This window comes from Alteromonas sp. AO-Serp, assembly GCF_017849675.1.
Classification (GTDB): Bacteria; Pseudomonadota; Gammaproteobacteria; order Enterobacterales; family Alteromonadaceae; genus Alteromonas; species Alteromonas macleodii.
Window position 1 is genome coordinate 31982 of sequence record NZ_JAFLMX010000083.1, and the last position, 12007, is coordinate 43988.

The window sequence follows — 12007 nt, forward strand, 5'->3', positions numbered from 1 at the left end:
TTTTTTTATTAAAAAACGGCTGATGCTAGAGCTTTCAAATGGATTAAGAACCTACTGCCCTAGTAGGTTTTACAGAACGCTTTGACTTTGGCTTTACCTGTAAAGGCGAGTAGTTGATCGACCATCCTATCAAAGTAAGGGTTGTAGGTTAGCCTTGCATACACCTTGTCTTTCTTATTAGTTGCTAACTCTTCATCAGCGTTATCGGGCTCAAATCCCCACGGCCCATACCACACTTCTTCGCCGGCTTTGCAGCGCGCTTCAGCGTCACTACCTTGACCGTTATCACATATGCGAAAGTCACTCGCAGTACCATATAGCGGGTTCTTATCTGAAAAAAGTGTACTCATATGAGAGGCTGCGCTAATACGCTGCTCCGGGACTTTCATGGTTTGCATGATGAGTGTATTTTCAGGTACATCGGGTTCGTCCTCACCCTGCCACAATAAACACTTGTGTGGATGAGTAAAATTATCTCTAAACTGTTCAGCTACTTTTTTTGTGTCAACCACACTGTCTTTTTCTGCCACCACCATAAGCACAGGTAAATTCAACGCACGCTTTTCTTTTTCCGATTTAGAGAATAAATCTTGAAGCACATTTACGCTTTCTTGATAGGCAGCGAACCCTGGCATTGCAGTGGAGTTATAGCGGCTTGGGTTATCTTCTTCTTCAACATTAGGCCAGGGAAATAATGAGTCAATATAAGGCGCTAAACGGGACACAAAGAAGCGTGATTTAAAGGCTGGTGAAAAATGCATTAGCCCTTTTATATCAAGCTCTTCAGCCATCGAAAAACTTGCTATTGTGGTCAAGTTAGCGCCCGTCGAAAAGCCACCAATGTAGAGGTTGTCTACTTCTTCGGAAAATAGTCGTATGTGATGATTAGTTTCTGTCTGCCACTGCTGATAGCTAACATTTAGCATGTCTCCGGGTTTTGAGCCGTGTCCCGGCAACAAGATGGTTCTAACGTGAATGCCCTCACTGCACATGGCGTTGGCAACATCACGAAAAAAGTAAGGTGAATCGCCCAATCCATGAACTAACAAGACGCCAATATTGCGGTATTGTGTGCCGCATTCAAATGGCATATTCATGGACATTTCTTGTGCTTTGTCGTCAGAAATAAATGCCCTATGTTCAAGCAAGTAACGTTCAACTTCATTTAGGTAATTATCGAAAGGCTGCACACCAACCGGGAAGGCCTGTGCACTGGCGCTGAACTGAGAACTGTGCGACGAATGGCAGCCGCTCAATAAGAACAGCGCGAGAGAAGCAGCACATGCGTGTGCTGCTTTAACGGTAAAATTTGGCATTGTTAACGTTTAGGTCTGTGGCAATAAAAAGCGATTATTGCAGTGTATCTTTACCCGAAACTAAAGCTTTGGCGAGTAATTTATGGGTAAGTAATGATAGAAGTTCGGTTTCTTCCTCGCTTCGCTCGCCATCAACGCCCGTGATCGCCATTGCAACCTCTAACGTTTTCTCGGCATCAAACGATAGGTCGTGCTTCAAACTGCGTAAAAACGTCATGGCATCGCCGGTGTCAATGGCCTTTCGCGTTTGGTATATCGTGTCGTTTAGAAATGCTTCGCGACAGATTGGGCTTTGCCAGTCTAAAGACTCAACCATTGCATTCAGGTAGTCTTGTTCCGACAGTGTGACCATTCCGTCGACTTGATAAAGTAATACTGAAAGCTTGATAAGGGCTTGGTTAAAACTTTGTTCTTCTGATAATTGCATAACACTCTTCCTCTTCGTACTGTACGCGGCAGTACCACAACATGCTCTGCGTCCTAGCAGTAGCGATAATTTTTTTGTGTCTACACCGAGCTATTTAACACCCAAAGCATCAATAACGCGTCGTTGTTGAACTACGATAGGACCTATAAACCTTTAACTTGGTTCCAAGGTTTAACAGGGCTAATAATGTAGACCGCTGAATTGACGATAGTGTTACGCCGCGATGAAGCTTTTAGTTCACAATGTTAAATAAGTGTAAATACCTATTGCATTATAGGTGTTTTTTGACAGGTTCCAAGTGTCACACATCGCAAAAACTGGCGTGAAAAAGAAAAGAACGAAGTTAATCAACATTGTTAACTTACGTTTAAATTTGAACCGTTGACGTTGTATGAAAGTCTGGCACACCCTTGATAAACGTGGGCCAGACTTACTTTTACAGGCGATGGGTAAAATTAAGAAATGACGTTAACGCAAGCCCAATGTAATATCGTTAATATAGAAATTACCCGTATAGACTTTATCGTTATTACCGTGGGATTCTAATGCAAAAAACTGCTTATCTTCATCGTTTAGGGCTTGATACCCCCCGATCACCTGATAAATCCACACTTCAGGGTCAAAGTCTAAAGCCTGTTCTTCAAAGTAATCCAGCGCCGTTTTAGGCTGACCAGAATCGATGACTTCACAGAAATACGCTTCTACCGCTTGCTGCAATGGATCTTTTTCAAGTGACAAGGTCGATTGCTCAGTCACATCAATGTCGACTGGTTTCGTGTCTTCGTGCTTAGTCTGACGTTTGTGTACGTGGGTTAACGACGCCACTATATTTTGGTAATCGGCTTCATGCTCAACGTTGTTCACGTCTGGAGCAGCGTTAGCAATAATCGCGTCCGATTGGTTAAACAACACAGGCACATTAGTCAGGTTAGCGTAGTTGCCTGGCACAAAATCAGGCTGCTGCTCCATGTGTAGCAAGAAGCCTTTAAGCAAGCGTGTACGGCCTTGGAACTCTCTAAACCGGCCTAACAAATCTAATAAGCGTGCTTGTACTACTGATAACTCCTGTGCGGCCTTGGCAAAGCGCTGCTGTAGCGACACCACCAGCAAGTGACGAAGTTCACGGTTAGAACCCGCCAGTTCACTTAACTCATCAAAGCGGAAACACTCAAGCTGAGCAAGTAAGTCGGTTACCTGTCCTTGCGCTAATTCATTTTCGCGAATTTTAGCTTCAACCGAAGACACGTAGCCAAACTCATTGTTAATACGGCCAAACATGACACGTACGCTATTACTCAATGATTCTGAAAGTTGATAGACATGCTCGGTTAAATCGCCCATGTGGGCTGCCGCTTCATTGTACTTGTTGTAATGAAGGGCTTCTTTATAGTGCTCGGTTAGGGTTTTAAGGCTTGCCAGCGACGCACCGATATTAGCGTTGATAGTCCGGTTGCGCTCGTCTTGTAAGCTCCCCTCTAAAAGGGTTCTCACCGCGCTTTTCAAACGCAGTTCGCTTTGCGCTTCCGGGCGCCACAATACGCCTAGTTGAACAAGCTGGTCTAATACCTTAGGGCTGTGATCGCGCTCTTTTACTGAACCATTAATGTACGCCTGCATGATAAGGTCGCTGTGACGACCCAATGCGTTTAATAGTTTAGTTCCTGCCTGAATTAACACCTGACTCATATCAAGCTACCTTGCGAAATAGCGGCCTCCGCCTGCTCAGATAAACTCAGCGCTTCGGTTTCATCAATGAAACGTAGCATTTCGTAAAGGTGTTCAATTTTGCCAGTGCCCAAATAAATCTGTTTATCTGGGTTTGGCTTAATCAGATAACCCATTTCAGTTAAGCGTTTAAACACCTGCTTTAGCTGACCATCCAAATTCACACTGGTAGAACCAAACATGCGATAGCGCGATATTTTCTCTAACTGCTCAGCATAGGCGGGCGTATCTTCAATGGTAGTTTGCAGCTCGTTTAATCGAATAGCGCTACCCATGGTAATGGGCATATCAGATTCATTAGCTTGCTGAACTAGCAATAACCACTCTACCAGAGGCACTAGGTTAGATGCTGTATCTTGGAACTGCTGTGTAAGCACTTTGCGCTCGTTCTCACCAATGGTGAGGAAGCTGGCAAAGAATACGTCCCCCTCAGCGGTGGTCGATAATGTACGATTTAATAACGCTAAATGAGGTTCTAACTGCGCAGCGTTGTCTCTTGATTTAAGAAAACGCCATGCTTCTTCATCGGTCACCTGACAAATAAACGCGCCTTGTAGAAGTGCACTTAGTACACGGCCTTGTTCTGTCATCATGCTGATGCCTCCTCACCTGCTACTTCACCGTTCTTTTCTGCTTCTTTTTTCTGTTTAATGCGCGCCCCTATAGAACTTGCTTTTGGCTGAACCACCTGCAGTTGGCGGGTTACCTTATCTATCAAGTAGCGGTTTTCAAACAACGTCAATACTTCTGACTCTGGGTTAGGGAATGCGCCGACTACACTAATGTTATTGTTTTGACACGCTTCAAAGATTTTCTTCACGTTGTTTTGGTGAAGTGTACCTAGTTCATCGATCGGCCAATGCACTGTGGCGTCGGCATCGCCGCGCAGCAGACGGGTGAAAGCGAGTAAGAATTTACACAGAATAAGGTAGGCCATACCGTGGCTTGATGACTCGTTAAGCTGGCGATCAGTACGAATGACAAGGTCACTTTTACCCTCACGAAGGTGTAGCTCGATATCAAGTAGCTTGCTAATGCCGCCCGTAAGCGCTGCACGGCCAAGAATATCAAGAACCCGGCGCATACTTTGACCGTACTCTTCCTCTGGTAACTCGTTAGCCCCCTCTTCCATCCAGTGCTCATAGAGCTTTCTGAATTGCTCAAGTTCGGGCCAGAATTCAAGTTCACTAATACGTGAGCGAATTTTAACAGCCGAGTCTGATACACCATCAAGAGAAAGGTCGCCGTCGACCTCTTGGGTAATACGGCGGCTTTGCGACACAATGCGTTTGTCGATATCGGCAAGTACAAAGTAGTATTGCGAAAGATCGGCACCAAAGATACGACCTTGCTCACGCAAGCCCTGTAGCTTCTGCGGAACAATCACGTTTAGAAGCTGTGCTAGATGCGACACCATACGGCGATGATCAAAGCTCTTCACGCCGTGGGCGTTCAGCGTTGCACACTCTTCACGGGCGCGCTCCCACGTATCAGATAGCCCTGTGCCCGCTTGCGCGGCAATAAGCTGATCGAACCGCTCTACATAGGCGCGAATATCGCTTAGTAAGTTTTCGCGCTCTTGAAGCTGGCTTTGCACTTCTGAAATACGCTGGCCAATACTTACATCGTCGTGCTTAATTTCAGCCGTTTCATCACCTGCCTGAAGCGTAAGCTTGGCAAGAGATTTACTTAAGGTTTTAACCTGTTCTAGGTGCTCACTGGCAGTTTTAAGCGTAGTTTCAAGCTGTCCGTGCTGCTCTTGAAGCTGTTCGCGGTTAGCTTTATAGGTTGCTTGTTTGCTGGCTAAATTACGCTCAGATTCGCCCAATAACTTACGCGACTTAGACAAGCCTTCCTGCCATACCACTTTTTGCTTGGTAAACACGTTAGTGTACCAACGCTCGTAGTCGGCTACTTTATGACGGTGGGTTTCAGTGCGCGTAATGTCTTCTTTAAGCTTATTGATTTGCTTTTTAAGCTGACCTATTTCATCAACATCCACACCGCGATTGCTCAATTCGCTTTCTAGCCAATCCTGCATATCTTTGCGGTCTTGGGCAGCATTGTCTTTCGCCTTACGCATGTCGCTATCAAGCTGAGATATACGTGCCTCACTGTCAGCAATAAGCTGCTGCCAATGGAATTTGTGTTCGGTTTCCGCTTCTCGCTGCTGATCTTTGATTTCGTCACGACTAAGCTCAAACTGCGCCTTCGCTTGCTTTTGCGACTGCTGATTCGCTTCAAGCTTAGTTTTGGCTTTTTGCTTACGTGCAGAAAGCGCCTGCTGATATTCGCTAAGTACCGTATCGCGGTCTTGCTGTGCACGTTTACGGCTTGCTTCGGCACTTTTAACGGCGTTGTCTTTTTGGGTAACCACAAGCTCGGCGTTGCGCACATCTTCGTTCGCTTTCGCCAAGCGCTGTTCGCATTCGTTTTGCGCAGCAAGGGCAGCGGCTTGACGAATTTCAGCTTCTTGCAGTTGCTGCTTAAGCGCTTGCTCGGTAAAGGCATAGTCTGGGGTATCAAGTTCAGTAAGTGCTAACTGAACGCCCATAAAGGTATGGCTTTGTGCATCCTTTGCCATAGCAGGCGCTAAATCAGTGCGCTCTAGTAGCTCAGGGCGCACAACTTTACCTAAGGATAACTCCCAGTCATCTACATTGGCGCGCAAGAACTCAAGTAGCGAGCCTTCGCCAGGGTAAAGAAGCGCATTAATCTTGTTAACCGCTTTTTCTTCTTGTTGAAAGGCGTTGCTTGCTTTATCTAACGCATTTGAACATTCTTTGCGAAACTCAACTGATTTACTGTGCGCCTGCTGCGCTTGTCGCAGCTCACCGCGCGCTGCATCTTCATTGATAGATGCTTCTTTAATGGCCGCATCAAGAATATCCAGCTGAGATTGTTCAAACTCGTTGTAGCCTGCATTGCTAAGTGACGCTTTAAGTTCAGCTTCAGCAACTTTTAGCTCGTTCAAACTATTTTGGTAATCGTTCTGAAGCGCGCTTAGCTGGCTATTGTAGTCGCTCTGAATGCGACTTAATGCTTCACGCTCGCTCTGCTGCTGCTCAGCTTTATTTTCTGCGGCTTCTTGGCGTGCGGCTGACATTTCTTCCAGGGTAATTGACAGCTTTTCACCTAGCTCAGCCAAGCGCTTGTTGTAGGCCGACTCAATATCTTGGTGTTTTTCAGTAAGCAGTACATAGCGACTATCGGCCATGGCCTTTTCATTTTGCCACTGCGCTAGATTTGCCACGTCTTCTTTAAGCTGCTCAATATTTTCGTCTTGCCATTTATCGAATTCACTCTCTACCGTATCAAGTTCACTGGTGAACTTCTCAACATCAGCGCGAGCAGATGAAATTACCTGGTTTAGGTGATCACGGGTATCACCCCACTCGCTGTCCGTTTGTTTGCGCTGGAAGCTATTCTCATCCAGTTCATTCTTTGTTGTTTCAACGCGCGCAGCCAAGTAGGTCTTATCAAGCTCGAAGCTATGCTTAAGGTTAGCAAGCACTTGCTCTGTTGTGGTTAGCGCCATGTCAGCTTGTTCGAGTTTAGAAAATTCAGGGCGAATTTTGTCGAACTGTTTAATTAAGTGACATTCTTTAATCCAGTCATCGACGCGGTGGCGGCTTAGGCCTGAAGTAGGTGGCGTAACACCATCCTCTTCTAAAATGGCGGCAATCATGGCCTTGATAGTTTCCATCTTGCCTTCTTTAGAGTGAACCGCTTTAGCCAACTTCTCAATGTGGCGCATGTGTTTCGACGGTTCGCAAAGGCTAAAGATTTTGGCGTAGCCTAATAGCTCACGGGCATTGTTACTCTGGTTAAGCACCCCGTGGTCGTTTTGAATGATTGCACGGAAGTCTTTCGTATTAAGTAAGCTCGTAACCAATATGTTGTTACGCTTCATGGCGCGTGCAAGCTCGGCGCTGCTTACACTAGCGTGTTTGCCGTTCTTTTGCTCTATCAAATAATCACTGATTTCAAATGGCTTGCCGATTAAACGATAATTGACGCCGGTTCCGTTTGAGCTTAACACTGCTTGGCACAGGTCACCTTCAGCACGCGTGTATTCATAAATAATAAAGCTAGATAAACGAGGCAAATACCAGCGTTCAAAGCTGTCACGGGTTGCCGGTACCACGCGACTTGGGTACTCGCCGTAAAAAACGGGAATAAGTCGTTGAAGCGTGGTTTTACCCGACGCATTGGTACCACAAATATTGGTGTGTCCATCAAGCTTTAGCTCGACCACGCCTGGTAAATGCGTGTCGATAAGAATAATACGTTTTAAGCCTGCCATAGTGTTCCTGTATCAATAACTCTGCCGCGTGAACGCTCACACAGCACAAAACTGTACCTGCTTTGATAGGGTAAAAGTTGCATACCTGAAAGAAAGCGAGCACATGCGCACGATGTAGCCCGTCAGTGTATTATGAATTCACGAATTTGCACAGATGCGCGATGATTTGTTGGTTATAAAGCATGCTATTGTTCAAAAGTTAGTTGGCAAAGCTTTTGAATATCCCAATAACGCCAAATAAATATAAAGCGGCACGTACTGATTAGGTACGTGCCGCTTTAGCGAAAGCATTGAGCTTTCATAGAACAGCGATGAAATGATCGGTTTCTACAAGGCTGTTCATCAGTTGTTTTACTTCACTGACAATACATTTACCGACTCTGGTGCGGGATACATCATGCTAAAGCTGGGCGTAATATCACCCGAGGCTGCATTTAGAATATTGTCAAAGCGCAGGATCATGCCATTTGATTTTTCAGCAACATATACATGACCATTGCTGAGCATCAAGTCTACCGGATTACCCAACATTGAGCTCGGTCCTGCAATATTGACGGATACATCCGTTATGCCATCGGCACTGCCTGCGCCAGGAATCACGTACAATTTACCGTCAGTAGCATCCGCTGCGCTGCCTACATCAGAAATGACCAAACTATCGCTTTGGCTATCATAGTCTATGCCATGGATGTTGGTTGGCGCGGCAAATGCTGCCCCACCACTTGCAGGGACAATCAGCCTGTCTTCACCCGTAATTACGGTTTCACCGCTTTCCATTTTGCGCATCACTTCTTCAAACACGGCAACCGAACCGTTAGTTAACGCCAGATACGCGCTATCAGTTGATGGGTCGTAATCCACATCCCAAGGGCGCGCCCCGTTGGCCGCTTCAAGTGTTAATAGAGGCGCAACATTGCCTGACGCACAAGGCGAGAATACGCGAACGGCAGGAGTAGCTTCGTTAACATCTGCCACAAATACCACACCTGCTTCTGAGGCAATGTCTAACCCTTTAGGTGCAATCAAGCCTGTATCGCTACCCGCAATCATGTGGTCGAAACTATCGCTATACATCATACCGTCTCGCATGGTTTTGAGGCGATTAATCACGAGTAAACCACCCGTTGAGGTTTCAACATCATCGAAGGTAATGACGCCATCACCGCTAGCCGTGAAAGCGGCACTCTCAATGCTCATACCAGCGTCAAAAGTGCTTAGCTCACTGGAAAGTACAGCGCTGTATTGCGCTACTTGCCCCGTGGTTGGACCTTCGCTTGCAGGGTTACTTGATACCGAAAGGCCCATAATAGGCATGGTAGTTATGCCATCGTCCGATGCGTCTGTCATCTCGTTCAGCTGAGTTAACTCGGCCAACGACTCTGGTTTTACTGAAGGCGTTGATAGCGTTGGTGCAACGTCGCCGCTCGCACCGTTAAATATGTTTGAGAACACCAAAATGGCGTCATTGGATTTTTCCGCCACGCGAAGATCAGAACCGGTTAAAACAATGTCTACCGGATTACCAAGCTGGGTCGATGCGCCGCCAATAACTCTGCTTGGTACGACAGCGCCATCAGCTGATGAAACATTTTCTAAAACAAAAATTTGACCATCATCAGCAATTGCAGCATCGCCAACGTCTGACAATACCATACGATTAGACATAGGCTCGTAAGCGATACCGTGCAGATTAATCGATATTTGATTTCCGTCTGCATCTGAAGGCACCACTGAACGCATAACTGCGGGCGCAAAATCAGAACCAGCGACATTATCGTAAACCGCAAGTGTCCCATCGGTCAGTGCAACAAACAATCTATCGCTTTGTTCGTCATAGGCCACATCCCATGGTTTTGCTGAGGTCATTATTTCTGCAATCGGTGCAACATTGCCTACTGCTTGGCTACCGAATACGCTAACCTTTTGACCGTTAAAGTCAGCCACCATAACTAAACCTGCATTTTCAGCAAAGGCAATACCTTTCGGGTTAACAAGGCCCGTAGCTGCGCCCGTTATCTCGTGCCCTGCACTCATCATGTAGTCGGCTTGAGCTTCAAAATTACAAAGCGTTCTTAATAACGGTAAATCACTGTCGCCAGCTTGTACTAAGCTTCCGCTTTGCGTGAATACAATCCCCTCATTGGCTCCTGTGGTTACCGTGGATAAGACGTTCGCGTTTTGGTCAATCGAGGTAACAGTATTGCGGTTGTCATCGCCATTGTTTGCGACCAAGAAAGTCGCTGACGCAAAGCCTGGGGCTCCATCCTGACCGGGTGCACCATCTTGGCCAGGCGCGCCATCAGTCCCATCGACACCATTTGTTCCGTCGTCACCGTCGCAGGCACTTAGCGCGAGAACCATTGCCGTCGCCAACAGTGACAGTTTTAATTTTTGCTGTGATGTTTTATTGAATTCCATCTTCATCTCCGTACTTGTTGATTCGTGAAGAGACGTCACTTAAACGCGCGATGCGATTAGTACTGCTCACGTCCTGTTCAACAAGCCAAACGATTGATGAGTGATACTGGATGCAAAAAAATAAAAAAACCTCAATGCATTGCTGCGATTGAGGTTTTTAAGCATTGCTAAGTAATGCGACAGCCTTTTAACGAGGTGGGAAGCCACCGCCTCCGCCAAACCCGCCAGGACCGCCGAATCCACCCGGGCCGCCTGGGCCACCAGGGCCTCCAAAACCGCCACCCGGAGGCATCATGCCTTTCATCTGACGCATCATCTTCTTCATGCCGCCGCCAGACATTTTCTTCATCATTTTCTGCATTTGCGTAAACTGCTTAAGTAAACGGTTTACGTCTTGAATTTGCGTACCTGAGCCTGCCGCAATACGGCGCTTACGCGACCCTTTAATCATATCTGGACGTGCGCGTTCGGCCGGTGTCATTGAATTAATGATGGCTTCCATTTGGTTAAACTGCTTGTCGTTTGCCTGATCTTTGATTTTATCAGACATACCGCCCATGCCAGGAAGCTTATCAAGCATTCCCATCATGCCGCCCATGTTCTTCATTTGCTCAAGCTGATCTTTAAAGTCTTGCAGGTCGAAGCCTTTTCCTTTCTGTACCTTCTTGGCCAGCTTTTCCGCTTTCGACTTATCGACTTTACGCTCAACCTCTTCGATAAGGCTAAGTACGTCGCCCATGCCCAAGATACGAGACGCAATACGCTCAGGGTGGAAAGGCTCGAGTGCATCAACCTTTTCGCCCATACCGATAAACTTGATAGGTTTACCCGTGATGTGACGAACCGACAGTGCAGCACCACCTCGTGCATCACCATCTGCTTTGGTCAGTATTACACCGGTTAGCGGTAGCGCGTCGTTAAACGCCTTTGCCGTATTCGCAGCATCCTGACCGGTCATGGCATCAACCACGAACAGAGTTTCAATTGGCTTAACGGCAGCGTGAAGCTCTTTAATTTCGTCCATCATGTCGTTGTCGACATGCAAACGACCTGCTGTATCCACTAGTAGTACATCGAAGAAATTCTTCTTCGCTTCAACAATGGCATCGTTAACGATATCAATGGGCTTTTGTAAAATCGTTGACGGGTGAAAAGCTACATTCACTTCACCGGCAAGGGTTTCAAGCTGCTTGATAGCGGCCGGACGATAAACGTCGGCACTCACTACCATCACTTTCTTTTTCTCGCGCTCAGTTAGGTATTTCGCAAGTTTACCTACAGACGTAGTTTTACCCGCACCTTGTAAGCCCGCCATAAGCACAACAGCCGGAGGTTGAGTTGCGAGGTTAAGCTTTTCGTTCGCTTCCCCCATCACCGACTCTAGTTCAGACTGAACGATTTTAATAAATACTTGGCCAGGCTTAAGGCTCTTGGTAACTTCAGTACCAACTGCACGCTCTTTTACCTGTGCAACAAACGCTTTTACTACGGGTAGCGCAACGTCGGCTTCAAGTAGCGCCATACGCACTTCGCGTAGCGTTTCTTTAATATTGTCTTCAGTAAGACGCCCTTTACCGCTGACATTTCGTAATGTCTGGCCTAAGCGTTCTGATAAATTCTCAAACATAGTATGAAACTTCTTTTTATTTCAGACGTAATGCCCGCATTGTAACGTAAAAGCGAACGGTAACGTACCCACAATTGCGGTTAAATTTTTAAACTTTTGCGTCAAGGGTTGTCGAAATTTGATGTACGAATTTCGAAGTCGATATGGAGTAAAAATTGTCCTTCCATGATCCTATACCCACACTAAAA

At 46.4% G+C, this 12007-nt stretch carries 7 protein-coding genes; all 7 read right to left on the reverse strand.

The window, feature by feature from the left end; translation table 11 throughout:
- Positions 1 to 59: 59 nt before the first annotated feature.
- Complete coding sequence (locus QVA83_RS06795; RefSeq protein WP_061094604.1) at positions 60 to 1316, reverse strand: alpha/beta hydrolase; 1257 nt, start codon at positions 1314 to 1316, stop codon at positions 60 to 62.
- Between the two features lie 34 nt (positions 1317 to 1350).
- Positions 1351 to 1743, reverse strand: a complete 393-nt coding sequence (locus QVA83_RS06800; RefSeq protein WP_039227263.1) for a TerB family tellurite resistance protein — start codon at positions 1741 to 1743, stop codon at positions 1351 to 1353.
- Positions 1744 to 2211: 468 nt separating this feature from the next.
- On the reverse strand, positions 2212 to 3429 hold the full coding sequence (locus tag QVA83_RS06805; RefSeq protein WP_156078093.1) for a phosphoenolpyruvate carboxylase: 1218 nt from the start codon (positions 3427 to 3429) through the stop codon (positions 2212 to 2214).
- Positions 3426 to 4061, reverse strand: a complete 636-nt coding sequence (locus tag QVA83_RS06810; RefSeq protein WP_014978725.1) for a condensin complex protein MksE — start codon at positions 4059 to 4061, stop codon at positions 3426 to 3428. Before QVA83_RS06810 ends, QVA83_RS06805 begins: the two co-directional genes overlap by 4 nt.
- Positions 4058 to 7774 carry an ATP-binding protein gene (locus QVA83_RS06815; protein WP_287498269.1) on the reverse strand — a complete coding sequence of 1239 codons (3717 nt, stop codon included), beginning with the start codon at positions 7772 to 7774 and terminating at the stop codon, positions 4058 to 4060. The genes QVA83_RS06810 and QVA83_RS06815 overlap by 4 nt, the downstream gene beginning before the upstream one ends.
- A 351-nt stretch (positions 7775 to 8125) precedes the next feature.
- Positions 8126 to 10192: a YncE family protein gene (locus QVA83_RS06820; protein ID WP_156078091.1), complete on the reverse strand. Its 2067-nt coding sequence runs from the start codon at positions 10190 to 10192 to the stop codon at positions 8126 to 8128.
- Between the two features lie 187 nt (positions 10193 to 10379).
- Positions 10380 to 11819 (reverse strand): signal recognition particle protein, encoded by a 1440-nt coding sequence (gene ffh / locus QVA83_RS06825; protein ID WP_014948819.1) that lies wholly within the window; start codon positions 11817 to 11819, stop codon positions 10380 to 10382.
- Between the last annotated feature and the right edge of the window lie 188 nt (positions 11820 to 12007).

What these genes read in the sequence shown, in the direction of transcription:
- QVA83_RS06810 (WP_014978725.1), bottom strand. Translation starts at nt 4,061, where the DNA reads ATGATGACAGAACAAGGCCGTGTACTAAGTGCACTTCTACAAGGCGCG.
- QVA83_RS06795 (WP_061094604.1), bottom strand. Translation starts at nt 1,316, where the DNA reads ATGCCAAATTTTACCGTTAAAGCAGCACACGCATGTGCTGCTTCTCTC.
- QVA83_RS06805 (WP_156078093.1), bottom strand. Translation starts at nt 3,429, where the DNA reads ATGAGTCAGGTGTTAATTCAGGCAGGAACTAAACTATTAAACGCATTG.
- QVA83_RS06815 (WP_287498269.1), bottom strand. Translation starts at nt 7,774, where the DNA reads ATGGCAGGCTTAAAACGTATTATTCTTATCGACACGCATTTACCAGGC.
- ffh (WP_014948819.1), bottom strand. Translation starts at nt 11,819, where the DNA reads ATGTTTGAGAATTTATCAGAACGCTTAGGCCAGACATTACGAAATGTC.
- QVA83_RS06800 (WP_039227263.1), bottom strand. Translation starts at nt 1,743, where the DNA reads ATGCAATTATCAGAAGAACAAAGTTTTAACCAAGCCCTTATCAAGCTT.
- QVA83_RS06820 (WP_156078091.1), bottom strand. Translation starts at nt 10,192, where the DNA reads ATGGAATTCAATAAAACATCACAGCAAAAATTAAAACTGTCACTGTTG.